Origin of the sequence: Microbispora sp. ZYX-F-249 (genome assembly GCF_039649665.1) — a bacterium.
GTDB lineage: Bacteria > Actinomycetota > Actinomycetes > Streptosporangiales > Streptosporangiaceae > Microbispora > Microbispora maris.
On record NZ_JBDJAW010000006.1, the window covers coordinates 238,079 to 265,043 of the forward strand.

General features: G+C 73.3%; 24 protein-coding genes. 10 read left to right on the top strand and 14 right to left on the bottom strand.

Translation table 11 applies throughout. The features are described from left to right. Positions 1-3: 3 nt before the first annotated feature. The 8 genes from tsaB to AAH991_RS10690 form a co-directional block, all read right to left on the bottom strand. The gene (tsaB, locus tag AAH991_RS10655; RefSeq protein ID WP_346225604.1) at positions 4-726 is read right to left on the bottom strand and encodes a tRNA (adenosine(37)-N6)-threonylcarbamoyltransferase complex dimerization subunit type 1 TsaB; all 723 of its coding nucleotides are present in this window, start codon (positions 724-726) and stop codon (positions 4-6) included. Between the two features lie 65 nt (positions 727-791). After that, a complete protein-coding gene (locus AAH991_RS10660; protein ID WP_346225605.1) occupies positions 792-1,346 on the bottom strand; it encodes a class F sortase in 555 nt (184 codons plus the stop codon). Positions 1,347-1,348: 2 nt separating this feature from the next. Further along, a complete protein-coding gene (locus AAH991_RS10665) occupies positions 1,349-1,990 on the bottom strand; it encodes a hypothetical protein (protein ID WP_346225606.1) in 642 nt (213 codons plus the stop codon). Positions 1,991-2,214: 224 nt separating this feature from the next. Next, a complete protein-coding gene (gene tsaE / locus AAH991_RS10670; protein ID WP_346225607.1) occupies positions 2,215-2,676 on the bottom strand; it encodes a tRNA (adenosine(37)-N6)-threonylcarbamoyltransferase complex ATPase subunit type 1 TsaE in 462 nt (153 codons plus the stop codon). After that, positions 2,673-3,725 carry an alpha/beta fold hydrolase gene (locus AAH991_RS10675; protein ID WP_346225608.1) on the bottom strand — a complete coding sequence of 351 codons (1,053 nt, stop codon included), beginning with the start codon at positions 3,723-3,725 and terminating at the stop codon, positions 2,673-2,675. The genes tsaE and AAH991_RS10675 overlap by 4 nt, the downstream gene beginning before the upstream one ends. 24 nt (positions 3,726-3,749) lie before the next feature. Next, the gene (alr, locus tag AAH991_RS10680) at positions 3,750-4,895 is read right to left on the bottom strand and encodes an alanine racemase (RefSeq protein WP_346225609.1); all 1,146 of its coding nucleotides are present in this window, start codon (positions 4,893-4,895) and stop codon (positions 3,750-3,752) included. 54 nt (positions 4,896-4,949) lie between these two features. Then, positions 4,950-6,473 carry an NAD(P)H-hydrate dehydratase gene (locus AAH991_RS10685; RefSeq protein WP_346225610.1) on the bottom strand — a complete coding sequence of 508 codons (1,524 nt, stop codon included), beginning with the start codon at positions 6,471-6,473 and terminating at the stop codon, positions 4,950-4,952. Positions 6,474-6,550: 77 nt separating this feature from the next. Continuing rightward, positions 6,551-6,901: a holo-ACP synthase gene (locus AAH991_RS10690; RefSeq protein WP_346225611.1), complete on the bottom strand. Its 351-nt coding sequence runs from the start codon at positions 6,899-6,901 to the stop codon at positions 6,551-6,553. A gap of 105 nt (positions 6,902-7,006) precedes the next feature. Between AAH991_RS10690 and coaA the strand changes: the two genes are divergently transcribed. The 7 genes from coaA to AAH991_RS10725 all read left to right on the top strand — a co-directional run bounded on the left by coaA (position 7,007) and on the right by AAH991_RS10725 (position 13,605). Continuing rightward, the gene (gene coaA / locus AAH991_RS10695) at positions 7,007-7,948 is read left to right on the top strand and encodes a type I pantothenate kinase (protein ID WP_346225612.1); all 942 of its coding nucleotides are present in this window, start codon (positions 7,007-7,009) and stop codon (positions 7,946-7,948) included. Positions 7,949-8,097: 149 nt separating this feature from the next. Next, positions 8,098-9,114, top strand: a complete 1,017-nt coding sequence (locus tag AAH991_RS10700; protein ID WP_346225613.1) for an EcsC family protein — start codon at positions 8,098-8,100, stop codon at positions 9,112-9,114. A gap of 25 nt (positions 9,115-9,139) precedes the next feature. Then, the gene (locus tag AAH991_RS10705) at positions 9,140-10,075 is read left to right on the top strand and encodes a DUF389 domain-containing protein (protein ID WP_346225614.1); all 936 of its coding nucleotides are present in this window, start codon (positions 9,140-9,142) and stop codon (positions 10,073-10,075) included. Between the two features lie 77 nt (positions 10,076-10,152). Further along, on the top strand, positions 10,153-11,079 hold the full coding sequence (locus AAH991_RS10710; RefSeq protein ID WP_346225615.1) for an ABC transporter ATP-binding protein: 927 nt from the start codon (positions 10,153-10,155) through the stop codon (positions 11,077-11,079). Next, positions 11,076-11,942: an ABC transporter permease gene (locus AAH991_RS10715; protein ID WP_346225616.1), complete on the top strand. Its 867-nt coding sequence runs from the start codon at positions 11,076-11,078 to the stop codon at positions 11,940-11,942. The genes AAH991_RS10710 and AAH991_RS10715 overlap by 4 nt, the downstream gene beginning before the upstream one ends. Before the next feature lie 17 nt (positions 11,943-11,959). Continuing rightward, positions 11,960-12,892 (top strand): ABC transporter ATP-binding protein, encoded by a 933-nt coding sequence (locus AAH991_RS10720; protein WP_346225617.1) that lies wholly within the window; start codon positions 11,960-11,962, stop codon positions 12,890-12,892. Next, the gene (locus AAH991_RS10725) at positions 12,889-13,605 is read left to right on the top strand and encodes an ABC transporter permease (RefSeq protein ID WP_346225618.1); all 717 of its coding nucleotides are present in this window, start codon (positions 12,889-12,891) and stop codon (positions 13,603-13,605) included. Before AAH991_RS10720 ends, AAH991_RS10725 begins: the two co-directional genes overlap by 4 nt. Before the next feature lie 56 nt (positions 13,606-13,661). On the opposite strand, the gene AAH991_RS10730 is transcribed toward AAH991_RS10725, so the two are convergent. The 6 genes from AAH991_RS10730 to rplM form a co-directional block, all read right to left on the bottom strand. After that, positions 13,662-14,552, bottom strand: a complete 891-nt coding sequence (locus AAH991_RS10730; RefSeq protein WP_428833968.1) for an alpha/beta hydrolase family protein — start codon at positions 14,550-14,552, stop codon at positions 13,662-13,664. A gap of 177 nt (positions 14,553-14,729) precedes the next feature. Beyond that, positions 14,730-15,320, bottom strand: a complete 591-nt coding sequence (locus tag AAH991_RS10735) for a sugar O-acetyltransferase (protein ID WP_346225619.1) — start codon at positions 15,318-15,320, stop codon at positions 14,730-14,732. 113 nt (positions 15,321-15,433) lie between these two features. Next, positions 15,434-18,229, bottom strand: a complete 2,796-nt coding sequence (locus AAH991_RS10740) for a helix-turn-helix transcriptional regulator (RefSeq protein WP_346225620.1) — start codon at positions 18,227-18,229, stop codon at positions 15,434-15,436. A 105-nt stretch (positions 18,230-18,334) separates the two neighbouring features. After that, on the bottom strand, positions 18,335-19,720 hold the full coding sequence (gene glmM / locus AAH991_RS10745; protein WP_346225621.1) for a phosphoglucosamine mutase: 1,386 nt from the start codon (positions 19,718-19,720) through the stop codon (positions 18,335-18,337). Continuing rightward, complete coding sequence (gene rpsI, locus AAH991_RS10750) at positions 19,720-20,241, bottom strand: 30S ribosomal protein S9 (RefSeq protein WP_169985190.1); 522 nt, start codon at positions 20,239-20,241, stop codon at positions 19,720-19,722. The genes glmM and rpsI overlap by 1 nt, the downstream gene beginning before the upstream one ends. 30 nt (positions 20,242-20,271) lie before the next feature. Next, the gene (gene rplM / locus AAH991_RS10755; RefSeq protein WP_030508353.1) at positions 20,272-20,715 is read right to left on the bottom strand and encodes a 50S ribosomal protein L13; all 444 of its coding nucleotides are present in this window, start codon (positions 20,713-20,715) and stop codon (positions 20,272-20,274) included. Between the two features lie 338 nt (positions 20,716-21,053). Between rplM and AAH991_RS10760 the strand changes: the two genes are divergently transcribed. From AAH991_RS10760 to AAH991_RS10770, 3 genes are all read left to right on the top strand, one after another. Then, the gene (locus tag AAH991_RS10760) at positions 21,054-21,782 is read left to right on the top strand and encodes a CAP domain-containing protein (protein WP_346225622.1); all 729 of its coding nucleotides are present in this window, start codon (positions 21,054-21,056) and stop codon (positions 21,780-21,782) included. A 41-nt stretch (positions 21,783-21,823) separates the two neighbouring features. Continuing rightward, positions 21,824-23,008: a hypothetical protein gene (locus tag AAH991_RS10765; protein WP_346225623.1), complete on the top strand. Its 1,185-nt coding sequence runs from the start codon at positions 21,824-21,826 to the stop codon at positions 23,006-23,008. Between the two features lie 106 nt (positions 23,009-23,114). After that, positions 23,115-26,933 (top strand): hypothetical protein, encoded by a 3,819-nt coding sequence (locus AAH991_RS10770; protein WP_346225624.1) that lies wholly within the window; start codon positions 23,115-23,117, stop codon positions 26,931-26,933. Positions 26,934-26,965: the final 32 nt, after the last annotated feature.

Here is a 26,965-nt window from a genome sequence, read left to right on the forward strand (position 1 = left end):
GGGTCACGCCGTCACCCGCTTCGGCGCCCCGGGCACCTGTGCGTCGGGACGTCGCAGGTAGATGGGCCGCGGCGGGCCGAGCACGGCCAGCTCCCGCGCCTTCTCGACCGAGTCCACGCGCCCCTCGGGCACCCGGGCGATCTCCGCCGCCTCCTCCTCGCTCAGCGTCGCGAGGTGCTCGGCCGCCAGGGCCGCGAGCGCCCCGGCCGAGGGATGCTCGGGACCGCGGACCCGGCCGGGGCCGATGACGCCGGCGTACATCGCGCCGCCGGCGCCGATCACGGGCAGCTCGGCGGGCAGATCGTGCGGCAGGTCCACGCGCGGCCCGTCGAGCCGCGTGCGCGGGTCGCCGTACCGGGCCCAGAAGACCTCCTTGCGGCGTGCGTCGGTCGCGACGAGGAACGGCCCGCTCTCGCGCGCGGCATAGGCGAGGGCGTCGAGCGTGCACACCCCGAACGCCGGCACACCGGCGGTCATGGCCAGCGCGGTAGCGGTCATCAGTCCGACCCGCAGACCGGTGTACGGCCCGGGGCCGGTACCCGCGACGATGGCGGTGACGTCCTTGAGCGTCACACCCGACTCACGCAGGACGTGCTCGACGGCGGGCGCCAGAAGCTCCCCGTGCCGCCGCGCGTCGATCGTCGTCGACTCTGCCACCACACGCTGGCCGTCGTGCAGCGCGGCGGTGACGGCGGGAGTGGCGGTGTCGAAGGCCAAGACAAGCACGGAGGTCAAGCGTAGTCGCTGTGCCGAGGCGGACGACCACGCCCGGGCGATCCCCGCCCCCGATGTCAGGCGTCGCGGATCAGGGAGGCGTAGACGATGACGTTGTCGCGGTACTCGTGCCGCGACCAGTCGAAGTCGCCGCCGCAGGTGATCAGGCGCAGGCCGTCCTCGGTGTAGACGCGCTCGGCCGGGAAGTCGTCCTTGGGCACGCGCTCCACCGAGTCGACCCGGTAGGAGGCGGTCTTGCCGTCGCTGCGGACCACCTTCACGACCGCGCCCTCGCGCAGGTCGCGCAGCCGGTAGAAGACCGCGGGGGCGGTCTTCGTGTCGACGTGCCCGATGATCACGGAGGCGCCGGGGTCGCCCGGCACGGCGCTGCCCGTGTACCAGCCCGCGGTGGACGGCTTGTCGAACGGCGGCAGTTCGACGTCGCCCTCGTCGGACAGGCCGAGCTTCATCAAAGGAGCCTTGAGACGCAGCGCGGGGATGTCGATGCGCTTGGGGACGACGGAGGACCTGGCGGCGGGCCGGTCCGTCTCCCCCTTGCCGCCGGCGACCGCGGCGAACACGAGCCCGGTGACCACCCCGGCGATGATCACCCCCCGGGTGGACAGCGCCAAGGTCAGGCTCCGGAGCGCCTGCGTGCCACGCCGATGCCGACACCGAGCGCGGCCAGGAGCACGACGACGGTGACGCCGGTGGGCAGGCCCGAGTCGTCCGTGGGGCCTCCGGCCGCCGTGCCGCCGCCGCCCGCGTGCGGCGCCCGGGTGGGAATCCTCGTGTGGTCCTCGGTGCGGTCCGGCTCAGGCGCGACGACCCTGAACGACGCGCTGCCGACGTCGTTGGTGGCCTCGCAGCGCACCTGTACGCGGTAGCCGCCCGCCTTGGCTCCGGCCCTGATGGTCGCGCTGCCGCGCACCATCGGCACGGCCGCGGCGCCGGGGGTGGCCGACGGCGGCGACGGGGCCACCAGCGTGACGAGCCCGGTGAAGGCGTCGGAGCGGGCGGTCGCCCGGTAGTCGGTGCCGCCCTGGGGCAGCGGGCACCTGGCGGTGATGTGGATGCTCTTGGTCGACCCGCCGACGTCGCGCTTGGGATCGACCTCCACCCGCACGTCCTGCCGCTTCGTCGAGACGATCGGCGACGGCAGGGCCGGGGTCAGCGTCATCGTCGGGTCGGCGGAGACCGTCTCGGCCGACGCCGTGCAGCCCAGCGCGCCGAACAGTAAGACTCCCGCGACGGCGACCTGCGTGATCCTGCTCAACGGCACACCTCTTCCACGCCGGTCCCTTACCCAGAAAATCCTTGCCGACTCATGGCCGAGGATCTTCCTTGGTCCCGATGATCCACAGGTGTGCGGACAGGCGTCAAGGATGTGCGGAGGACCGGTCTGAATCATGCACGGACGACGCCCGGCTTGTCCCCACAGCTCCTCATCCGCACGTCAGAGCCCAGATTGCGGCCTTTATGCGTACTCGCAGGGGGGACTCAGGCGAGGGAGATCTCGGACCAGCGAGGGCCCACGCCCGTCACCCGTACGCGGCGCTCCTCGCCCTCGGCGCCCCGCTCGACGTGGATCTCCAGGCGGTCCTCCGACAGGCCCTCGACCAGGCCCTCGCCCCACTCGACCACGGTCACCGACTCCTCCAGCGAGGCGTCGAGGTCGAGGTCGTCCACCTCGAGCGCGCCGCCCAGGCGGTAGGCGTCGGCGTGCACGAGCGCGGGCCCGCCGGACAGGGACGGGTGGACCCGGGCGATCACGAACGTCGGGGACGTGATCGGGCCGCGTACCTTCAGACCCTCCGCGACGCCCTGCACCAGCGTCGTCTTCCCCGCGCCCAGCGGCCCGCTCAGCACGACCAGGTCTCCGGGCCCGAGCAGCGCGGCCAGCCGCGCGCCCAGCGCCCGCGTCTCCTCCGCGGTCGCGGCCCGGAACTCGGCCGTGGTCACGTGTTGCCCCTCTCGGCCCTCTTCAGCAGCTCGCGCAGCGCCTCGTTCACGGTGTCGGGCCGTTCGAGCTGCACGAGGTGCGACGTCTCCGGCACCGTGGTGAGCTGCGCGGTCGGCGCGGCCGCCGCCATCGCCCTGCTGTGGTCGAGCGGCGTCAGCCAGTCGCGCTCCCCCACGATGATCGCGGTGGGCACCTTGTTCAGCACGTCGAGCGCGGTGAGCTTGTCGTGCGACATCAGCGCCGGGTAGAAGTCGGCGATCACCTCGGAGGGGGTGGCCCTGATCATCGACTCGACGAAGTCCACGACGGTCGGGCTGACGTTCTTGGAATCGCCGAACCCGAGGTGGCGAAGCGCCAGGAACGACAGGTCGGTGCCGGCCTGCCGGCCCCGGTCGACCAGCGCGCCGCTCCTGCGCATGACCGACACGGCGGGCGGCACCGCGAGGTTGACGAGCTTGGAGACCAGGGCGGGCAGGCCCAGGGTGAGCTCGGCGAGCTTGCCCGCCGAGGTGGCGATCAGCGACACGCCGCGGATCTTGTCCCCGAACAGCTCGGGCCGCCGCTCCGCCAGCGCCATGATCGTCATGCCGCCCATGGAGTGGCCCACGACCACGCACGGCCCGGGAACGAGCTCGTCGAGGACGAGCGCGAGGTCCTCGCCGAGGCGCTCGATGGTGCAGTCGCTCGCCGGGGCGCGGGCCGACAGGCCATGGCAGCGCTGGTCCCACAGCACCAGCCGGTAGGAGTCGCGCAGGTCGCGCCGCTGGTAGTGCCAGGAGTCCGAGGACAGGCAGTAGCCGTGGCACAGCACGACCGTCAGCGGTGCGTCCTCCACGCCGTCGACCTCGGCATGGATCTTCACGCCGTCCGAGGTCGTGAGCGTCACCGGGCGGCCGCGCAGCTCGCCGAAGGGCTCACTCGCCTCCAGGTCCGGCCGCAGACGGATACGGCCCACGGCGTACCTCTTGGCGAGCGTGGCCGCGGCCACCCCCGCCGACGCCGCGCCGAAGACCGCTCCGGCGATCCCGACCTTGCGACGTGTGCCCATGCCTGCCCTCCTCGCAGCCGCGGCTCAGCGTTCGTCCAGGTGGACGCGAGGCACGCGGGATCCGATCCTCGTCACGATCTCATAGTTAATCGTGCCCAGGGAATCCGCCCAATCCTGACAGGTCGGCTCGCCGTGGTCCCCGGGCCCGAAAAGGATCACCTCGTCCCCCGATTCCGCCGGATCGTCACCGAGGTCGATGACGAACTGGTCCATGCACACCCGGCCGGCGATCCGCCGCCGGCTCCCCGCCGCCAGCACCTCCGCCTGGTTGGTCGCGTTTCGCGCGATGCCGTCCGCATACCCGAGAGGGACGAGGCCAAGCGTGGTCTCCCGCTCGGTGACGTACAGGTGCCCGTACGACACACCGGAGCCGGGCGGGACCCGCTTGACGTGCGCGAGCCGGGCCGACAGCGTCATGGCGGGGCGCAGCCCGAAGTCGCCGAGCTCGGGGACCGGGCTCAGGCCGTAGACCGCGATGCCCGGGCGCACCATGTCGTACCTCGCCTGCGGCAGCGTGAGAGTGGCGGCGGAGTTGGCGATGTGGCGGGTGACATCGCCCGGCACACCGGCCTTGCCCGCGACGGCGACGGCCTCATCGAACGTCGCGAGCTGGCGCGCGATGGACGGATGGCCCGGGATGTCGGCGCACGCGAAGTGCGACCACAGGCCGGCGATCTCGATCGCTCCGGTCGCCCGCGCGGCGAGCGCGTGCTCGACCAGCGACGGCCAGTCGGCGACGGTGGCGCCGCCCCGGGAGTTGCCGGTGTCGGCCTTCAGGTGCACCCGGGCCGTACGACCGGTGCGCCCGGCGGCCGCGGCGATTTCGTCGACGACCCACGTCGCGCCGGCGGACAGTTCGACGTCCGCGAGCAGCGCGGCGTCCAGCGGCTCGCCCGGCGTGATGAGCCACGACAGGATCGGCGCGGTGATCCCCGCCTCGCGCAGCGCCAGCGCCTCGCGCACGAAGGCCGTGCCGAGACGGGTCGCCCCCGCCTCCAGGCAGGCCTTCGCCACGGGCAGGGCGCCGTGGCCGTACGCGTCGGCCTTGACGACCGCCATGAGATCGGCGCCGGAGGTCCGCTCGGCCAGCAGCCGGACGTTGTCCCGGATGGCGGACAGGTCCACGCGCGCCTCGGCCGGGGTGGCGGAGTGCACCGTCGAGAAGCTCATTTTCCCAGTGTGTCAGGTGGACCCGGGTGACCGCGCCCACCCTGACGCCGCACGTCAGAGCGTGCGAAGGGCCTCGGGGAGCGTCTGGGCGACGTCGAGGGCGGCGATCGGCGCCTGCCCGCCTCCCGTGGCGCCGCCCCCGGCGGCGATCCGCGCCGCCAGCCCATGGACGTAGGCCGCGCACGAGGCCGCGTCGTACCCCGTCATCCCGGCGGCGAGCAGAGCGCCGGCGATGCCCGACAGGACGTCACCGGTGCCGCCCGTGGCCAGCCAGGGCGTCCCCGTCGTGTTGACCCGCACCGGCCGGTGTTCCTCGGCGACGAGCGTGGTCGAGCCCTTGAGCAGCACCGTCGCGCCCAGTTCCGCGGCGGCCCGCCGTACGTGTTCGAGCCGCGCGGCCTCGACCCGCTCGCGCGGCACGCCGAGCAGCCGCGACAGCTCCCCCGCGTGCGGCGTGAGCACGGTGGGGGCGGCCCGGCGCAGCAGCGTGCGGTCCTTGGCGAGGAGCGTCAGCCCGTCGGCGTCCACCAGCACCGGCACACCGGTGGACAGCACGGCGCGGGCCACCGCGTGCGCCTCCGGTCCGGTCCCGAGGCCGGGGCCGAGCACCCACGCCTGCACGCGCCCGACCTCGTCCAGTGAGCTCTTCAGCACCAGTGACGGGTCGAGCACGGTGGTGATGGCCTCCGGCCACCGGGCCCTGACCAGCCGCACCGGCTCCGCCGAACTCGCGAAACGCACCATCCCCGCACCGGCGCGCACCGCGCCGCCGACCGAGAGCACGGCGGCCCCCGTGTACCTGTCGCTGCCCGCGGCGATCCCGACGACGCCCCGCCGGTACTTGTCGCTGTCCGCACCGGGGCGGGGCAGCATGTCGGCCACGTCGTCGCCGGTCAGCGCGGCCACCTCGGGGTCCGGCAGGAAGGGCCCGAGGCCGATGTCCACCAGCTCGACCGCGCCCGCGTGCTCGGCTCCCGGATCGACGAGCAGACCGGCCTTGTACGCGCCGAACGTCACCGTCATGTGCGCGCGGACGGCCGCCCCGTCGACCCGTCCGCTGCTCGCGTCCACCCCGCTCGGCACGTCGACCGCGACGACCAGGCCGGCGGCCTCGGCGGTCAGCTCCGCGAGCGTCCCGTACGGCTCCCGCAGCGCCCCGCCGCCCCCGATGCCGACGAGGCCGTCCATCACGAGATCGGCGGCGGCGACCAGCTCGCGTGCCCCCGCGGTGTCGTACGGGTGCGTCCGGCCGCCCGCCTCCCGCAACGCGGCCAGACCGCCCTGATGGGCCCGCGAACCGGCGAGGACGGCCTCCACCCGCGCTCCCCTGCGGGCCAGCCGGGCGCCGGCGTACAGGGCGTCCCCGCCGTTGTCGCCGCCGCCGGCGAGCACCACCACGCGGGAGCCGTACACCCGGCCGCGGGAGCCGTACACCCGGCCGCGGGAGCCGGCGAGCAGGTGCGCGCAGACCGCGGCGAGCCCGGCGGCGGCCCTGTCCATCAGCGTCCCCTCGGGGAGCCTCGCCATCAGCGCGTGCTCGGCGGCGCGGATCTGTTCGGAGGTGTAGGCGGTCCGCATGGGTCCGACGGTAGCCTGCCGCGGCAGCGAAGGCGATCACCGCAGCGCAGGACGGCGCACGGGCGGCGGGCTCCCGTTCAGGACTCGGCGACGACGTAGGCGACGGCCATGCCGCCGTCATGGGACAGGGAGACGTGCCACCTGCGTACCCCGAGGTCGCGGGCCACCTCGGCCGCCCGGCCGGTGATCCTCAGCTCGGGACGGCCGCGCCCGCCGGCCACGACCTCCGCGTCGAGGTGCCGCAGCCCCGGCGGGACCCCGAGGGCCTTGGCCACGGCCTCCTTGGCGGCGAACCGCGCGGCCAGCGACTCCAGCGCCAGGGCGCCCTCGGCCTCGGTGAACAGGCGGCGCCGCAGGCCGGGGGTGCGCTCCAGCGCCGCGCCCAGGCGCGCCACCTCGACCACGTCCACCCCGATGCCCACGATCACACCGCCAGCGTACGGGCCTTGCATCCTTCCCCGTCGCGCGCGGAAGTAATCCATCGATTTTTGTCCACAGCCTGTGCACACCCCGCGCGGGACCACCGGGACGCCATGGCTACGCTTGCCGTCGTGGCAGATGGGGACGCGTACGTCGAGCTGAGCCGCGAGCAGTGGCGTGACCTGCGCAAGAACACACCGCTCACGCTCACCGAGGCGGAGCTCGAGGAGCTTCGCGGCGTCCACGACCCGATCGACCTGTCCGAGGTGACCGACATCTACCTGCCGCTCACCCGGTTGCTGAACCTGCACTTCACGGGTTCGCGGCAGCGCGGCGCGGCCGTCGGCGCGTTCCTCGGCGAGCAGGCCCCGCCCCCGCCGTACGTGCTGGGCATCGCGGGCAGCGTCGCGGTCGGCAAGTCGACCACCGCGCGGCTGCTGCACACGCTGCTCGCCCGCTGGCCCGAGCACCCGCGGGTCGACCTGATCACTACCGACAGCTTCCTCTACCCCAACAAGGTGCTCGAAGAGCGCGGGATCATGCACCGCAAGGGCTTCCCGGAGAGCTACGACCGGCGGGCGCTGGTGAGCTTCGTGGCCGACGTGAAGGCCGGGCGCCCCTCGGTGGAGGCACCGGTCTACAGCCACCTGGAGTACGACATCGTGCCCGGCGCGGCGCAGACGGTGGACCGGCCGGACATCCTCATCGTCGAGGGGCTCAACGTCCTGCAGCCCGCGCCGCCGGACGCCCTTGCGGTCTACGACTACTTCGACTTCTCCATTTACGTGGACGCGCGCATGGAGGACATCCGCACCTGGTACGTGGAGCGCTTCCACAAGCTGCGCCGTACGGCCTTCTCCGACCCGAAGTCCTACTTCCGGCACATCGCGGAGCTGTCGCAGGAGGAGGCGACCGCGTTCGCGGAGAACATCTGGCGCGACATCAACGAGCGCAACCTGGTGGAGAACATCGCCCCCACCCGCCACCGGGCCGGCCTGATCCTCCACAAGGCCTCCGGCCACTCCGTCCGGGGGGTACGGCTGCGCCGAACCTAGGCCCGAGAGGGCGGTTCACGCACTTATACCCGAATTGCGCGGTGTAATCGCGCGAATCTGTGGCGTTACGACTGTTCGCCGGGCTCTGGTGTGCTGGGATGACGTGAGCGAGCGCAAACCGTACCCGAGCGAATCAGTGAAGGGCGCAGATGCGGGAAGACATGTCCGACTACGAGGCCCGGGCCTGGTCCGCTTTGCTCGACAACGAGCGGAAGCGCCGCAACAGCCTGAGAGCACGCGCGGCCGGCAGGGTGGCACTCGTCACCAAGCGTGCCGGCGAGCGGATCAGGAAGGTCCCCGGCGCGGTCAAGGTCATGGAATTCGGCGACGAGACCATCGTCAAGGCGCTGGAGGGCGGCTTCAAGGCCGTCTTCCTGCCCGCGGTGCGTTCGGCATCGCTGGACAAGCGCGTCGAGAAGCTGCGTCGCACGCACGAGGATCTGGGTGCGGAGTCGCCGTTCACGTCGCTCGACCTCAAGGACCTCGACAAAGGCCGGCCCACGTTGACCATCCCGTTCATCGGGGTGGTCCAATCCGGCGTCGCCTCCGTCGTGGTGACCGGAGCGACGGTCAGCACGACCGTCAGCGGTGGCACGACAGCGGGAGTCGCGGTCCTGGCGGTGGCGTCGGACGCGGTGATGTCGATGGCTCTCCTCGGCCGCGCCGTGGCCGAGGTCGCCGTCCACTACGGCTACGACCCTCGGGAGCCCGGCGAGGAGTTGTTCCTGATGGGGGTCCTGAACTACAGCATGGCGTCGTCGTCCACGAGCAAGACGGCCGCTCTCGCGAGCCTGTCGCGCCTCACCCAGACGATGATGCGCCGCGCGACATGGAACCAGCTGGGCAAGGAGCCTCTCGTCCAGGTCATCCAGCAGATCTTCAAGCTGCTCGGACTGCGGCTCACCAAGGCGCGGCTCGCCAACGTCGTGCCCATCGCGGGCGGCATCCTCGCCGCCGGACTCAGCTTCACCATGCTCTATTCGGCCGTCGACGACGCGACGAGGCTCTACCGCGCCCGCTATCTGGCCGACAAGCACGGGCTGTCGTGGGAGGAATGGGTCACCGAGCCGGCGTGGGGGGCCGACGCCGCGGAGCCCGATGCGACGGCGGTCGAGATCGACGGCCTGATCGATGAGGTCACGGCCGACAAGGAGGAGGCCGGCTAGCCGGACCCTTCCCTAGGATGCGGCCGTGCTGCATCTGCGGGTCATCACCCCGTTCCAGCGGACCGGCCGGGTCGTCGAGGTCTTCGAGCGCGCGCCCGGCGTCACCAACGTCGTGCTCCTCCGTGGGGCGGCGAGGCGGCCGGAGGGCGACGTCGTGCTCGCCGACGTCGCCAGGGAGGCCGCCGACGCGGTCATCGACGAGCTCAAGGCGCTCGGCCTGGACCGGGACGGCTCGATCACGGCCGAGGACATCGAGCTGTCCATCTCCCGGGGCGCCGCCGAGGCGGAGGAACGGGCGCCCGGAGAGGGCGACGACGCCGTGGTGTGGGACCAGTTCGAGCAGCGGGTGGCCCTCGACAGCCGCATCACCTGGGCGTTCCTGGCGTTCCTCGTCATCGCGACGCAGATCGCCGCGATCGGCGTACTGATCCCGTCGCAGATCCTGATCGTCGGCGCGATGGTCCTCGGGCCGGAGTTCGGCGCGGTGGCCGCCGTCTCCTTCGGCCTGCTGCGCCGCCGGTGGCGACTCGTCGGGACGGCCTCCCGCGCGCTCGCGGCCGGCTTCGGGTGCGCGGTCGCCGTCACCCTGGCCTGTGCCCTCGTCGCGCGCGGCCTCGGCTGGATCTCCCCCGACACCCTGCGGCACCACGACGAGGTGCGCTTCATCGTGACGCCCGACCGGTGGTCGTTCATCGTGGCACTGCTCGCCGGGGCCGCGGGCGTGCTGTCGATCACGGCGGGCAAGTCCTCCGCGCTCGTGGGCGTCTTCATCTCCGTCACGACCGTCCCGGCGGCCGGTTACATGGCCGTGGCCCTGGCGCTCTCACGCTGGGACGAGGTCGGCGGCTCGGCGCTGCAGCTCCTCGTCAACATCACCGGCATGGTCGTCGCCGGCGCGCTGACGCTGTTCCTCCAGCGCTCCCTGTGGGACCGGTACGGCGGGGGTAGGGGGCGGACGTGACAGGCATACCTGAGACGTAGAAGGGTTCGTCCATGAGACGGAGGTCCGGCGCTCACCCCGCCGAGTAGGGTCGGATCATGACTGCGAGCGCGACCCCATGCTTCGCGACCGAGGGGCTGACCAAGCGCTTCCCTCGTGTCACGGCGCTCGACGACCTCACGGTCGCCGCCGGCACCGGCGTGACCGGCCTGGTGGGCGCCAACGGCGCGGGCAAGTCGACGCTGATCAAGATCCTGCTCGGCCTGCTCCCCCCGACCGCCGGGCGCGCCTCGGTGCTCGGCCTCGACACGGCCACCCAGGGCCTGGAGATCCGGCGGGCCGTCGGCTACATGCCCGAGCACGACTGCCTGCCCCCGGACATGTCCGCGACCGAGTTCGTGGTGCACATGGCCCAGATGTCCGGGCTGCCGCGTACGGCCGCCCGCGAGCGCGCCGCCGACACCCTGCGCCACGTCGGGCTGGACGAGGAGCGCTACCGCCCGATGGGCGGCTACTCCACCGGCATGCGGCAGCGGGTCAAGCTCGCCCAGGCCCTCGTCCACGACCCGAAGCTGGTCTTCCTGGACGAGCCCACCAACGGACTCGACCCGCAGGGCCGCGACGACATGCTCGCGCTGATCCGGCGCGTCGGCACCGAGTTCGGCATCAACGTGCTGGTCACCTCCCACCTGCTCGGCGAGCTGGAGCGGGTGTGCGACCACGTCATCGTCATCGACGGCGGGCGGCTGCTGCGCTCGTCGGCGATCCGGGAGTTCACCCGGGCCGAGCAGACCATCGCGGTGGAGGTCGAGGAGGGGCAGCAGCGGCTGGCCGACCGCCTCACCGCCGGCGGCGAGACGGTCGCCGCGCAGGGCAGGCTGCTGACGGTCCAGGTGGCCGCGGACGACCCCGGCCGCACCTACGACGCCGTACGCGACGCCGTCTGCGACCTCGGCCTCAGCCTCCTGCGGCTGGAACAGCGGCGTGGTCGCATCGAGGACGTCTTCAAGGAGCCGGTGGCATGACGACAGAGCCGACCGCGGTCATCCACGACATCGGATACCGCCACTACGACGGCGTACGGCTGGGGCGCGGCCGGGCGACGCTCGCCCTCGGCGTGCAGAGCCTGCGCGGCGTGTTCGGGCTCGGCCGTACGGCCCGCGCGAAGATCATGCCGCTGCTGCTGGTCGCGATCATGCTGATGCCGACGGTCGTGTCGATCGGCGTGATGGCCCTCGCCAAAGAGTACGTCATGCCCTATCCGGGATACGCGATCTTCATGCAGGCGGTGATCGCGGTCTTCCTCGCCGCGCAGTCGCCGTACCTGGTCGCGCCGGACCTGCGCTTCCGCGTGCTGCCGCTGTACCTGTCGCGCCCGCTGACCGTCACCGACTACGTCCTGGCGAAGCTGAGCGCGCTGGCGATCGCGGTGTTCGGCCTGCTGGCCGTGCCGCTCACCATCCAGTTCGTGGGCGAACTGCTGGTGGACCTGCCCGGGCCGCCGCACACCGGCGACTACCTGGGCGCCCTGGGCGGCGCCGTGCTCTTCGCGCTGCTGCTGTCCACCGTGAGCATCGCCCTGGCGTCGTTCACCCCGCGCCGCGGGCTGGGCGTCGCGGTGGTGATCGCGTTCTACATGTTCACCGCCGCCGTCTCCGGGATCTTCGCCGGCGCGATGGCCTCCATGGGACGTGACGACCTCGTCGGGTGGGCCCTGCTGCTCAACCCGTTCTTCCTCGTCGACTACGTCCAGTCGGCCCTGTTCGGCACGGAGCCCGTCAACCCCGGCAGCCCTCCGCCGGGCATCGCGTCGGTCCTGATCCTGCTGGCCGTGGCCGCCGTGGCGGCGACGGGCGTCCTCCTGCGTTACCGGAAGGCGGCGTCGTGACCACCACAAGCTCCCCCGTGACCACCCGACAGGGCGTGCTCGAACTCGCCCAGGTGTCCCGCTGGTACGGCAACGTCGTGGCGGTCAACGACGTCACGATGACGATCGGGCCCGGCGTCACCGGCCTCCTCGGGCCGAACGGCGCGGGCAAGTCGACGCTGCTGCACATGATGGCCGGGTTCCTCGCGCCGTCCAGCGGCACCGCGACCCTCGACGGCCGGCAGATCTGGCACAACCACCAGATCTACCGCCAGATCGGCCTGGTCCCCGAGAAGGAGGCGGTGTACGGCTTCCTCACCGGATGGCAGTTCGTCCTGTCGTCCGCCCGGCTGCACGGCCTGCCTGCCCCCGCCGAGGCGGCCAAGCGGGCCCTCGACCTGGTGGAGATGACGGACGCCTCCGGCCGTCGCATCGAGACATACTCGAAGGGCATGCGGCAGCGGGTGAAGGTCGCCGCCGCCCTCGTCCACGACCCGCAGGTGCTGCTCCTGGACGAGCCGTTCAACGGCATGGACCCCCGGCAGCGGCTCCACCTCATGGACCTCGTCCGGCGGATGGGCGAGGAGGGCAGGACCATCCTGTTCAGCTCGCACATCCTGGAAGAGGTCGAGCGGGTCGCCCACCACATCGAGGTCCTGGTCGCCGGCCGGCACGCCGCGTCGGGCGACTACCGCGAGATCCGGCGCCGCATGGCCGACCGGCCGCACCTGTTCCGGGTCAGGTCGAGCGACGACCGCCGCCTGGCCGCCGCCCTCATCGCCGACTCCGCCTCCAGCGCGGTCACGCTGACCGGGCAGGGCGTCGAGGTCCAGGTCACCGACTACGCGCGCTTCACCGCACTGCTGCCCCGGATGGCGCGCGACCTCGCCGTACACCTGTGGCAGGTCTCCCCCACCGACGAGGACCTGGAAAGCGTCTTCTCCTACCTGATCTCCGGGAGCGCGCGATGAACACGGTGGTGGCCGACATCACCTACCGGGCCATGCTCGGACGTAAGCGGATCTGGCTGCTGGTGCTGCTGCCGGTGGCGCTGGTCGCGATCGCCGCGCTGCTCAGGCTGTTCAACGGCCACGACGAGCAGCTGGCCGTGACCCTGATGAAGAGCTTCGCGATCGGCACGATGCTGCCGCTTCTCGGGCTGATCGCCGGGACGGGCGTCATCGCCCCGGAGATCGAGGACGGCACGATCATCCATCTGCTGTCCAAGCCGATCTCCCGTCCGGTCATCGCGGTGACGAAGTTCGTGGTCGCCGCGTCCCTCGTCGCGGTGTTCGCGGCCGTCTCGACCTACGCCGCCGCCTATCTCCTGACCGGCGCCGAGTCGGGCGTCGCGGCCGGATTCACCCTCGGGGCGCTGTTCGGCGGCGTCGCGTACGCCGCGGTGTTCCTGCTGCTGGGCGTGCTCACCCGCCACGCGGTCGCGGTCGGCGTCATCTACGCCCTCGTGTGGGAGGGCGTGGTCGGCGGCTACGTGCCCGGCGCGCGGAAGTTCTCCATCCAGCAGTGGGCCCAGTCGCTCGCCGACCAGGTCTCCTCCTCGCCCTTCTTCTCCACCGAGGTGACGCTCGGCTTCGCCGTACCGGCGGTGATCGTCGTGACGATCGGCGCCGTCGTGTGGACCGGCCAGCGCCTGCGCTCCCTGTCCCTCACCGGCGACGACTAGCCATCTGCGCCGGGCCGGCGGCCGCCGTGAGGCGGCCGCCGTCGTTGTGAGGGGCGTCAGAAGGGGCAGGTGCTGCGGTACTCCTCGACGGCCAGGCTCCTGCCCGGGCCGGGGCACAGGAAGCGGTCGTAGCGGGTGTCGTCGTCGACGAACCGCTTCATCCAGGCCACGGCGTACTTGCCGATGGTGGTGTTGGTCGTGTTCGGCGCGAAGTGGCTGGCGCCGTTCAGCTCCAGGTACGCCTTGTCGAGCGACGAGGGCAGGCTGGTGTAGAACGGCACGGAGTGCGAGGCGACCGGCGCGACGGTGTCGGCCTCGGCGCCGATGATCAGCGTGGGTGTCCGGACGCCCGACCAGGTCTTGTCGAGGTTCCACGGGGTCAGCGGGACCGCCGCCCGCAGGGACGGCCGGTCGTCGACGGCCTCGAGCGTGCCGCCGCCGCCCATCGAGTGGCCCATGACGCCGAGCCTGGTCGCGTCCACCCGGCCGCGGACCGAGCTGCGCTGGGTCAGGTAGTCGAGCGCGGCCAGCAGCTGCCGGCCCCGGCTGTCGGGCTGGTCGAGCCGCGTCAGCGTGTCGATGTTGAACACTACGAAGCCGTGCGAGGCGAGCCGGGCGGCCAGCCAGGCGAGGCTGGACTTGTCGGCCGTGTAGCCGGGGGCGATGGCCACGCCGCCGAACGTCCCCTCGGATGTGGTGGTCGGGTAGTAGATGGTTCCGCCGCCGAAGCCGCTCACGGACAACGACGACACGTCGGTCTGCGCGGTCGCGTACGGCCCGCGCGACGCCTCGAGGAGCGCGTCCGTCGGGTCCGGGCCGTGTACGGCGGCGTGGGCGGCGGGAGCGGTGAGGAGGCCGCCGGCCAGCGCGAGCAGCACGACGAGCACCAGCGTCGTGACCACGGAGGACGTCCGGTGCAGGAATGGGGTTGGGGGGCGAGTCGGCACGACGGTGCACTCCTTGGGGGATAGGAGTGGGAACGGCCACGCGGGCCGGTTCCCGCGAACGGTCTGACCGCCGTCACTGTCGCGCCGTCAGCCCCGTACGCGCATCGGTGAAATCACCGGTTCCCGCACACCACGGGCCCGGCTACAGGCGCTCACCGGAAGCCGCGGTGCCGGAGGTCAGGGCCGGTAGCCGCTCTTGTCCGCCTCGGTGATCGTGCGCAGCACCCGTGCGGGGGACCCGACGGCGATGACGCCGGAGGGGATCGAGCGGGTGACCACGCTGCCGGAACCGATGATCGTGTTGTCGCCGATCGTCACGCCCTGGTTGACGGTGACGTCGCCGCCGATCCAGACGTGGTCCCCGATCGTCACCGGCTTGGCGTAACAGGCGCCGGCCGCGCGTTCCGCGGCGTCGATGGCGTGGTTGCTCGTGTAGATGCCGACGCGGGGACCGAAGAGCACGTGGTGGCCGATGGTGATGCCCCCGCCGTCGAGCATGACGCAGTCGAAGTTGGCGTAGAAGTGGTCACCGATGCTGATGTTGAAACCGAACTCGCAGCGGAACGTCGGCTCGAAGTGGCAGTCCTGTCCGACCTGGCGCAGCAGGCGGCGCAGGATCGCCTCGCGGTCGTGCTGCGGCCGCCCGAAGCTGTTGTTGTATTCGGTGGTCAGCAGCACCGCGCGCCTGCGTGCCTCGACGAGCTCGTCGGTGAGGTCGTTGTACATCCGGCCCGAGAGAATGTGCGCGCGCTGGGCGTCAAGCGTCACTGCGTGATCCTTGCTCATCGTCGGTAGGCCCTTCGGACACCCGGTTCCGGGGGCGGGCGCTGGGAAGAACTGGATATCACGCATCTGCGCGGACGAACGACGGTGGCCGCCCGTCACCGCAGCAGGCGGGACAATTCGACCCGGGAGCGCACGCCGAGCCTCGCGAAGATGTTCCTCAGGTGGTGCTCCACCGTGCGCGGGCTGATGAACAGCCGGGCCGCCACCTCCCGGTTCGTCGCACCCTCCGCCACCAGGGTGGCGATCTGGAACTGCTGCGCCGTGAGCAGCCGGCCCGCCTCGGAACGGGAACCCGAGGGCCGCACCGACTCCCCCGCCGCCCGCAGCTCCGCGCGGGCGTGCGCGCTCCACAGGCGGGCGCCGTACCGTTCGAACGTCTCCAGCGCGCCGTGCAGGTGCTCGCGGGCGGCGCCCGGTCGGCGCGACCGCCGGAGCATGCCGCCGTACAACAGCCGTGTGCGCGCGGTCTCGAACGCGCACGACCCCTGCCGGTGCAGTTCCAGCGCCTGGGCGAAACGCTCCCCGGCCTCGTCCGGAGGCGCAAGCAGCGCGTGGCATCGGGCCGCCAGCGCCAGCCGGTCGGGGTCGCGGGTGCTGTCCGCCCAGCGTTCCAGCACGACCAGCGCGTCCCGCGCCTGCGCGGCGTCTCCCGTCCGTACGGCGCTCTCGACGAGCAGCGGCGTCGCCATCACCCGTACGACGAGGGGGTCTCCCGTGCGGGCCACCGCGCGCAGGCGGTGCACCGCGTCGGCGTGGCGGCCCGCCGCGACGTCCAGATGGGCCAGGGCGAGCGTGCCGAGCGCCTCGGCCACGCTGACGCCGTGGGCGGCGGCCAGCTCGACGGCGCGCGCCGCCCGCAGGGCGCACGTCTCCTCGTCGCCCTCGACGGCGGCGGTGAAGGCGAGCCAGGCCAGGTGCTGCGCGCCGCTGACGGCACGCCCCGTCTCCTGCGCCAGGCGCAGGCCGTCCATGGCGTTGGCCGCCACCGCGTCGTAGCGGCCCATCCACTGCTGTGCCTGGATCAGGATCTCCAGCATCTGCGGCATGCTGGCGACCGCGCCGTGGGCGCGCGCGACCTCGACCGCCCTGGAGGCCAGGGTGAGCGCGGCGGCGCCGTTGCCGAGCAGGAGGTTCGCCACACCGCCCCACACGAGCGCCGAGGGGCTGCCGGCCGAGGGCGGCGCCATCACCCCGGTGGCGACGCGGCGCAGGGAGGCGGTCGCCTCCCGGTGCCTGCCGCGGAACGTCGCGGCCATGCCCCCGAGATACTCCAGAGCCATCCGCGTGAGGTGGGCGTCGTCGGGCCGCCGCAGGGTCTCGGCACGCCGGGCGATCGTCAGGAACCGCCGGTTGTCGCCCGCCAGATAGCTCGCCTCACCCGCCCGGACCAGCGCGCGTACGGCCTGCTCGCGGTCGGTGCGCAGCAGCCGCTCCGCGGCGGCGAGCAGCGTGTCGCAGGCGCTGTCGGTCTTGCCCGCCCGCAGCTCCAGGCTGCCCCTGAGCAGCTCGGCCCGGCCGCGCACCTCGGCGCCGGCCGCGGCCGTGTCGATCCTGGACAGCAGCGACCTCGCCCGCTGCGGCTGTCCCGCCTGCCAGGCGTGCTGGGCGGCGGCCGCCAGCCGTGCGGCCCTGGCCTCGCCGTGCCCGGTGAGCTCGGCCGCCCGCTCGAGGACGCGGAACGGTTCCGGGAAGGCCGCCGGCGTCGTCTTCGGCACCTCCGCCAGGGCCCGTACGAGGTCCTCGGCGAGCTCACGCGCGGAACCGTCGAGGGCGGCGGCGCGGTGCCACGCCCGCCGCAGCCGCCGGCGTTCCCCACCGCGGGCATCGTGGGGAGCATCGTCGAGCAGGCCCGCGAGCAGGCGGTGAACGGCCCGCCGCCGGGCGAGGGACGCCTCGGCGTACGCCACGTGGCGCAGGAGCGGGTCGGCGAGGTCGAAGCCGCCGTCCGGCGACTCGACCACGATGCCCGCGGCCTCCGCCGCCTCCAGGGCCGCCAGCCCGGACCGCGCCTCCGCCGCGCCCGTCAGCGTGACCGCGTCGATGCCGGGATCGGCCGCGATCAGCAGGACGAGGTCGGCGGTGTCGGCGGGCAGGCGGCGGAGCCGGTCGGCGTACGCCCGCCACAGGCGGCCGCCGCGCGGCGGCGTCTCGGGCGGCGGCGCCGCGCCCTTGCGGTGCTCGTCGGTCAGCGAACCGGCGAGTTCGGCCAGCGCGAGCGGGTTGCCCCGGGCCGCCCGGACCAGCGCCGTACGCAGGTCTCCCGGCAGACCTTCGGGGACGAGGTCGTCGAGCACCTGGCGCGACGCCCTCCCGTCGAGCGGGGCGAGCGGCAGCGGCGGCAGGTCGGCGGGGGCGGTGCCGGGCTCCGCGGAGGCCAGCAGCACGGCGACGGGGATCGTCCCCAGCCGGCGGGCCACGAAGCAGATCGCCTCCAGGCTGGGGGCGTCGAGCCACTGGATGTCGTCGGCGCACACCAGCACCGGGCGCCCGGCGGCCTCCAGGAGCCGCAGCAGCGCGGCCGGGAGCGCCAGGCCGCCCGCGTCGGCGCCGGTCCGCAGCGCCTCGGCGAGCACCCGCGTGCCGGCCGCCGGGGCGTCCAGCCGGTCGGCGATCGGGCGGAGCAGGGCGTGCAGCCCGGCGTACGGCAGGTGGGTCTCACCCGCGACACCCCGGGTGCGGAGCACGAGGAACCCCGGCTCGCCGGGGGCGCCGGTGGCCGCGTGCGCGGCGGCGAGGTCGAGCAGCGCGGTCTTTCCCGCGCCCGGCCCGCCGAGGAGGAGCAGGCATCCGCCCGCACCGGTTCCGGCCCGGTCCACCAGTGCGCGCAGCGCGTCCGATTCCTTTTCCCGGCCTCTTAACGCATCCGCCCGAACACCGGTCAAACAAGACATGCACCAGTGTTACGCGCATATTACGCAATTGAGAAGGGCTTCCAATAAGGAACCCCGCCGGGCGCGTGCCCGGCGGGGTCCTCAGGAGTCGTGACGCGTGCGGCGTCAGCCGCAGACCGTACGGACGACCTCCGCGAGGCGGTCCGCCACAGCCTTGGCCTGGTCGTGCGACTCGGCCTCGACCATGACCCGGATCATGGGCTCGGTTCCGCTCGGCCGGATCAGCACGCGGCCGGTCTCCCCGAGCTCCGCCTCGGCCTCGGCCACCGCCGCCCGCAGCTCGGGCGCGGACGCCTTCGACTTCGAGACGTCCCGGACGTTGACGAGCACCTGCGGCAGCTTCGTCATCACCGAGGCGAGGTCGGCGAGGGAACGGCCCTGCCGGGCCACCTCGGCCATCAGGTGCAGCGAGGTGAGCAGGCCGTCCCCGGTCGTGGCGTGATCCAGCATGATCACATGGCCGGACTGCTCGCCGCCCAGGGTGTAGCCGCCGTCCTGCATCGCCTCCAGGACGTACCGGTCGCCGACCGCGGTCTCCACCACGGACAGGCCGGCCTCCCGCAAGGCGATCTTGAACCCCAGGTTGGACATGACCGTCGCCACGACCGTGTCCTTGGCGAGGCGGCCGTCGGCCTGCATCGACAGGGCCAGGATCGCCATGATCTGGTCGCCGTCGACCTCCTCGCCCGCACCCGTGACCGCGAGGCAGCGGTCGGCGTCGCCGTCGTAGGCGATGCCCAGGTCGGCGCCGCGCGCGACGACGGCCTCCCGCAGGGGGGCGAGGTGGGTCGAGCCCACGCCGTCGTTGATGTTCAACCCGTCCGGGGCGGCGCCGATGGTCTCCACGATCGCGCCGGCGCGCAGCAGCGCCTCCGGGGCGACCATGTGCGCGGCGCCGTGCGCGCAGTCGATGACGACGCGCAGCCCGTCGAGGCCGTGGGGCAGGGTGGTCAGCAGGTGTGCGACGTACCGGTCGGCCTCGCCGTACGCCTCCCGGACCCGGCCGACGGACGCGCCCACCGGGCGGTCCCACTTCTCCCCGAGCCGCTGCTCGATCTCGTTCTCCACCGCGTCGGGCAGCTTGTAGCCGCCGCGGGTGAAGAACTTGATGCCGTTGTCCGGCGCGGGGTTGTGCGACGCGGAGAGCATGACGCCGAGGTCGGCGCCCAGCGCGTTGGTCAGGTACGCGACCGCCGGGGTGGGCAGCACGCCGAGCCGCAGGACGTCCACGCCTGACGACGCGAGGCCGGCGACCACTGCGGCCTCCAGGAATTCACCTGAAGCCCGCGGGTCCCGGCCTACGACCGCGATCGGGCGGCCGCGCCGCCCGACGCTGGCGTGGAACGCCCCGGCATCGCCGAGCACGTGCGCGGCGGCCACGGACAGGTCCATGGCCAGTTCCGCGGTGAGGTCGCGCCCGGCGACCCCACGTACCCCGTCGGTGCCGAAGAGGCGCCCCCGCGAGGAGGCGCCTACGGGCTCCCCCGACATTAACGCTTGCTGTACTGAGGAGCCTTGCGGGCCTTCTTGAGGCCGTACTTCTTCCGCTCCGTGGCGCGGGCGTCACGGGTGAGGAAGCCGGCCTTCTTCAGCGGCGGGCGGTTGACCTCGGCGTCCAGCGCGGCGAGCGCGCGGGACAGGCCCATGCGCAGCGCGCCGGCCTGGCCGGTCACGCCGCCGCCGTCGATGCGGGCGATGACGTCGAACGCGTCCTCGGCGCCGAGCACGACGAACGGCTCGTTGATCAGCTGCTGGTGGACCTTGTTCGGGAAGTAGCTGTCCAGCGAGCGGCCGTTGATCGTCCACTTGCCGGTGCCGGGCACGATGCGGACCCGGGCGATGGCCTCCTTGCGGCGGCCGGTGCCGTACGAGTTGCCCGTGGTGACGGGCTTGCGGACGGCGCCGTCGCCGGCGGGGGCCGACTCGGTGGTGTACTCGGAGGGGAACTCCTCCGCGGTGTAGTCTTCCGGCTCGCCCTCGACGAGCGTCTCGATACCGGTGGGCTCGGCCACGGTTCTCCTCTTAACTTTCCTGGCTCGCGATTACTGGGCGATCTGGGTGATCTGGAAGGGCACCGGCTGCTGGGCCTGGTGCGGGTGCTCGCCACCGGCGTACACCTTGAGCTTCTTGGCCATCTTCCGGCCGAGAGCGTTCTTGGGAAGCATGCCCCGGACGGCCTTCTCCACGGCCCGGTCCGGACGCTTCTCCATGAGCTCGCCGTAGGAGACGGCGCGCAGACCGCCGGGGTAACCCGAGTGGCGGTACGCCTTCTTCTGCTCGAGCTTGTTGCCGCTCAGGGCGATCTTGTCGGCGTTGATGACGATGACGAAGTCACCCGTGTCGACATGCGGGGCGAAGATCGGCTTGTGCTTCCCGCGGAGCAGGGTCGCCACCTGGCTAGCCAGCCGGCCGAGCACGACGTCGGTCGCGTCGATGACGTACCACTGACGTTCGACGTCGTTGGGCTTCGGTGAGAACGTGCGCACGGCAGTGCCTTCTGTCGGAAATGTGAACTCTCGGTAGGTTGCGCAGGCACGGCGACAACCTCCGTCTCCACATGTACGGGAGAAGACGCCGGACGCGCCGTGCACCGGTCTGCGGACAGACCGATCCACACACAACGAACTAGCAGACTACCGACCCGATGCCGCCTGGTCAAAACAGCGAGCGGGGACCCTCATTGGAACGACACATTTGAACGTTCATCAAATCCATACCCAATCGCCCCTTCATCCCCATGGCGGGGATCCCTATATTTGACTGCGGTATGTGGCAGACCCCTCACAAAAATCACACCTTCCGTGGCCCCCTGCGGGGGACTCAGATGGGTCTGCTGGCGTGCGCGGTCGCCATTCTGCTCACCGGTGTCGTGATCGGCCGGATGAGCGCCGGGTCGAGTGAGGTCGACGAGGTTTATCTCCGTAAGTCGGAGCCGTCCCTGTCGCCCCGCGCGAGCGCGCCGGGCACGGTGCCGCGTGACCGGCCCACCCTCGACCACGTCCTGCGCACCGTGGCTCCGGTCGCCCCCCGGGAGGTGCCGCAGCAGCGCAGGCCCCGGAAGGAGCAGCCGCCCTCCACCGTGATCGACGGCTCCGGCGGCGGCTCGCCGTACAGCGTCCTCACCCCCGGGACGGACGGGGACGACGGCGCGTACGACGCCGACGCGATGCGGGCCGCCTCGATGGAGGCCGAGGTCGTGCGCCTGGTCAACATCGAGCGCCGCAAGCACGGCTGCCGTCCCCTGCGTGTGGACCCCCGCCTCGTGGAGTCCGCCCGCGCGCACTCGGCGGAGATGGCGTCGAGCGGCCTGTTCCGGCACAGCTCCCCCGGGGGCGCCACTCCCTGGGACCGCATGGGCGCGGCCGGCTACTCCGAGGGCGGAGCCGAGACGATCGCGAGGGGTTACCAGACCGCCGCCGCGGTCGTGCGCGGCTGGATGGCGGGGCGGAGCGACCGCGCCACGCTGCTCGACTGCCGGCTGGCCGCGACCGGGGTCGGCGTGAGCACGGGCGACGGCGGCCCGTGGTGGACCGAGGACTTCGGGTATTCCTGACCCTTCGTCGTCTGTCCGAAACGCCGACTAATCTCAGCGCCATGGGTTACCCCGGCGACCAGCAACCACCTCCGCCGCACCAGCCTCCGGACCCCCGCAGGCGGGACCTGCCGCCGTACTCCGGCGGGGACGACTCGCCCCTCGCCGGTCGTCGCGACGCGCCCCCGTACGGCGGGGGCCAGCCGCCCTACCAGCGCGAGCAGCCGCCCTACCAGCGTGAGCCGTCGCCGTACGCCCGCGAGCACTCGCCATACGAGCGTGAGCAATCGCCATACGAGCGCGAGCAGGGCCCCTACCAGCCCTATCGGCCCGAGCAGCCGCCGTACGCCGGACGCGGGCCGCATGAGCAGGAGAGCCCGCACCGCGTGGAGGAGCTCTCGTCCGGCCCGGGTCCCTACGCGCCCCCGCCCGGCGGTCAGCCGGGTGACGGATGGGACGCTCGGCGGCGGCCCACGGAGCCGCGGGTGCCCGCGCCGCCGGAGCCCGTGTGGGATCCCGACGTGAAGGGCCCCTGGTGGCGACGTCCCTGGGCCCTCGGCCTCGGCCTGCTCGCCCTGATCGGGGCGCTGTTCACCGGCCTGTGGTACGCCGCGAGCAACGAGAAGCCGCCGGCCGCCGCTCCGGCGCCCACCAAGCGGTCCACCCCGCTCGCCCCCGAGGGCCCTACCGGCAAGTACGGCTACACGGGCTCCCGTGCGACCGACAAAAGCCCGCTGTCACTCGGGGAGTTGTTCCCCAAGCGCAAATTCCTCAAGGACAAGCGGTCGTACGTCCGCACGGTCGTCCGCAGGGAGAAGAAATGCGCGGACGGCGTCACCGGCGACAAAATCACGAAGGCGCTCAAATCGGGCGGATGCACGCAGCTGTTACGGGCGAGCTTCGCGGACGCCAAGGGCACGATCATCGGCACCGTGGGCGTCGCCAACCTGCGGACCTCCGCCGCGGCGAAGAAGGTCGCCTCCGCCGGAGGCGGCGGCGAGCGGAAGGACTACCTCAAGCCGCTGCCGGGCAAGGACGAGGCCAGCAAGCACCTCGGCACGGGCGAGGCGTACGCGGGCGGCTGGACCCACGGCCACTACGCGGTGCTGCTCTGGTTCCAGTTCAAGGACGGCCACAAACCGACCAAGACCGAGCAGAAGCGGCTCTACCAGGCCGCAGTGGACGTCACCGACGCGACTGTTTTCCCTGCCCTCGACACCCGCTCGCTGACCGGTGGCCCCAGCTGAGGCCAGGCGTTCGCTGAGGTGGGAGCCGGTGGGCGACCTGGGGCGGCACGGACCGAAACGCCCATAGGGGCACGCCGATCGCGCCCACGCCGTTACGCTTCCGGCTATGCGTGGCAAGGATTCCGGCTCCGAGCACGAACACGAAACGGCGTGGGCCCACCGTGAGGCGGACGCCGAGGGCTCGGCGACACCTCCGACGCCACCCCCGAGCTTCGGGCAGACCCCGGCGCCCGGATCCGGGCAGCCTCCCGCGGACGACGGCACGGCCTGGGCCCCGGACGCCGCCGGCGCGGCGGACCGGCCCGCCGTTCCCTACCCGACCAGGTACGGCCTCCCCGGCGGTCTCAGGGCACCGGAACCGGCCGAGGACGACCCGGAGAGCACCAACAGGTTCCGGGCCGTTCCCGCGTACGGTCCCCCGCCGCCCTCCTCCGGGGTGACTGGGGACGCCAGGGCCCTTCCCGCGCCGCGCCCGCCGGGCGACGAGGGCCTCGGCTCGCCCGCGCCCGCCGGGCCGCATCCCGGCGCCGTGCCGCCGCAGCCCGCGTACGGCGGGGGCCCGCACGCCCGGCAGCCGCAGGAAGGCCAGGGTGTCCACACGTGGCAGCCGCAGCCCGGCCAGGGCGACCAGCCACAGCCGGGGTACGGCCCGCCCGCGTGGCAGCCTCCCGCTCCGGCCGGACCCCACTGGCAGCCCCCGGCCGATCCGAACACCCCCCGATGGGAGCAGGCCCCGGGTCCCGGAACGCCTCCCTGGCAGCCCGAGGGCCAGGCAGTGGTGTCCTGGCAGCCCCCACCCGGCCCGGACAACGCGGGCCGGGCGCAGGAGGGGCCTGACGCGGGGGCCGGCCCCACCGCCCCCTACGGACACCCGCCGGCGGACCCGAACGCCCCTCGTTGGGAGGGCGCGCCAGGTCCCGGAACGCCTCCCTGGCAGCCCGCGCCGCCGCCCTGGCACCCCGGCCAGAGCGGGGGCGGCCCCGCGTACCAGACTCCCCCGCCTCCGCCGCCGCAGGGACCCGCGTACGGCTCCGGGCCGCACGCCTGGCAGCCCCCGGCGGACGGAGCGAATCCGGTCTGGCAGCCGCCGCCCGGCCCGAACGGACCGGTATGGCAGCCGCCCGGCGCTCCGGGGCCGGCCTGGGAACCACCCGCGCCGCAGTCCTGGCAGCAGGAGCCGCCCCCTCCCGGCGCCGTGGGACCGGCCTGGGAACCACCCGCCGGCGCGGCCCCCCAGCCCTGGCAGCAGGGACCGCCCCCTCCCGGCGCTCCGGGGCCGGCCTGGGAACCACCCGCGCCACAGTCCTGGCAGCAGGAGCCGCCCCCTCCCGGCGCTCCGCAGATGTGGCCGGCCCCGGGCGCCGAGCCCGGCGCACAGCCCGGTGCGCAGTACGCCGGCCAGCCCGGTGCGCATCCCGGCGTGGGCTCCTGGCCTCGTCCGGGCGACGAGTCGCAGTGGCCGCAGGGCCACGCGCCGGCCGCGACGGGTGACACCGGCCCCACGACGTGGCCGGCTCCACCGGCCGGCGAACCTGCCGCTCCCGGCGCCTTCGGCGCGTCCCCCTCGCCGTACGACACCGGCCCCCAGGGACAGGCCGGCGCCGGGCAGACCGGCGCCGGGGAGCCGTACGCCGGATCCCCCGGGCAGCCGTGGCAGGACCCCGCCGGATCCGCCTGGCCGCACCACGGCGGCACCCCCGCGGCACCCGTCCCCTACGGCCCGGATCAGCAGAACACGGGGGGTCCGCAGTCCGCCCCGCACGGTGAGACGGCGCCCGGCGTGCCGTCGTTCCCCGAATGGGGGCCCGCCCCCGCCGCGGGGCAGCCGTCCATGGGGGAGGCGTGGCCCCCGGAGCAGACGTCTCACCAGGGGTACCCACCGGCGGACCCGTCGCAGGCGCCGCTCGCGGCCGATCCGCAGTCACCCGGCGCGCAGACGCACGCGCAGGAGGCCGCGTTCCCGGACCAGGTCCGTCCCGGCGAGCCCGGCGACGTCCCCGTGTGGCCACCACGGCTGCCGGGCGAGCCGGACCCGCAGGGGGAGCTGCCCGCGGGCACGTCCTGGCCGCCGGTGGACGCCTACCAGAACGAACACGGCACTGCGCAGGCGTCCGCCGGCCCGTCCGGCGGCACGTCGGGCGACGTGCCCGGCCACCCAAGCGCACCCGGCCACTCAGACGCGCCCGGCCACTCAAGCGCACCCGGCCACTCAAGCGCTGTGAGCCACACCGGCGTGCCCGATCGCGACGGCACGCCCGCGGACGCCCCGCGTCACGCCGATGCGTCCGGCGAGGAACCGGGCCGGACCGACGAGTCCGGCGAGCGGCCGCTCCAGGGCGGCGCGAGCGCGGACGCCCCCGCCCGGCACCCCGACGCAGAGGGCGACCCCGGCCCGTACGCCCGGCCGGGTGGGGAGCCGCTCGCCGCTCCCACGGAGTGGGCGGCCGGAGAGTCCTCGGGGACGGGTGCGCCCGGAGCCGGCGATTCGCCACAGGACGTCCCCGGAGGGAGCGTCCCGCCACCGGACACGCCGGCGCCGTATCCTCCCCCGCCGGGCCCTGCCGGACCGCCCGCGGGCTTCGGCACCGAGATCTCCCATGCGGTGACGCCGGCCGAGGGATTCCAGGCGCCCGGCACACCACAGGAACCGAACCGCTCTCCCGAGTACCCGGAGTACCCCGAGTACCCCGAGTACCCCGGGAGCACCGCGCACGGCGAGCCGCAGCCGGCGTCCCCCGACAGGACGACACAGCCGCTGCTCCCGCCGCCGCACCCGCACCCACCGGGCGCCGCGAGTCAGGCGCAGGACAGCACACCGTCAGGGACACCACTGGGGACACAGGACGAGATGCCGGCGGACACGGCGTCCCAGGCACCGTCCGAGGCGTCCTCCGCGGAAATCCCGCCATTCGCCGTGCCCCCGGGCGCGGCGTCACCCGACACGCCGCCCACGGGCCCGTCCGCGAGCGATGGCGCCGACGGGGCGGACTCCCCTACCCCCAACTCAGGACAGATGGCGACAACCTCTCCCACGACCGGTTCGCCCTCACAGCCGACCGACGAGACCCCGTTCGCGTTCACGCCGGTGACGCCCGCCAAGGCGGGCAAGCCGGCGCCCCCGCCCGGATTCGGGCCGGATCCGTCCGCCCCCGGCGGCCTGTCCCCCCAGGGCAACCTCCCGGCGACGCCGGGCTCCACCGGCGCTCCCCCGCCCGGCGGCGGGAAGGTCAGGCGCATCCTGATGGCCGCCGGAGCGGTGGTCGTCGTGGGGGCGATCGGCACCGCCGCCTACTTCGCGTACTCCGGCGAACCCGGCGACGGGCAGGCCGCCCGCACACCGGCGGCCACCACCGTGCCCCCCTCCGACGAGCCGCAGCCGAGCTCCACGGTCGCCTCCGCGATCCTCGACTCGGAGCAGACCGACCCCAAGACCCTCAAGCCGGAGGAGGCGTTCCCGGACGAGAAGGTGACGCTGGCCGGGCGGACGTACCGCCGCGTCAAGGTCGACGTGACCGACGACTGCGGCAAGGCCGCTGTGGGCGCGTTCGCGCAGGCCCTCACCGAGCAGCAGTGCCGCAGGGTGCTCCGGGCGACCTACGTCGACGGCAAGCGCCAGTACGCCGTGACCACGGGCATCGCAGTGCTCCCCGGCAAGACCGAGGCCCTCGCGGTCGACCAGACGAAGAACCTCGGTACGAACGTCTGGTTCCGCGGCCTCGACGGCGACAAGAAGAGCGGCGCGGACAAGGTGTCGATCTCCGGCGGCTACGCCGCGGGCATGGTGTGGGGCCGTTACATCGTGTTCAGCTACGCCACCTACGCGGACGGGCACACCCCGGAGGCGAGCGACACGAACCTCGGGCCGGTCAGCGGCGCCTTCCGCGACAACACGGCGAGGGTGATCGAGAAGCGCGCGAGCCGCTGACGACACCGGCGCGCGGCCCCGGCGGGAGGCCG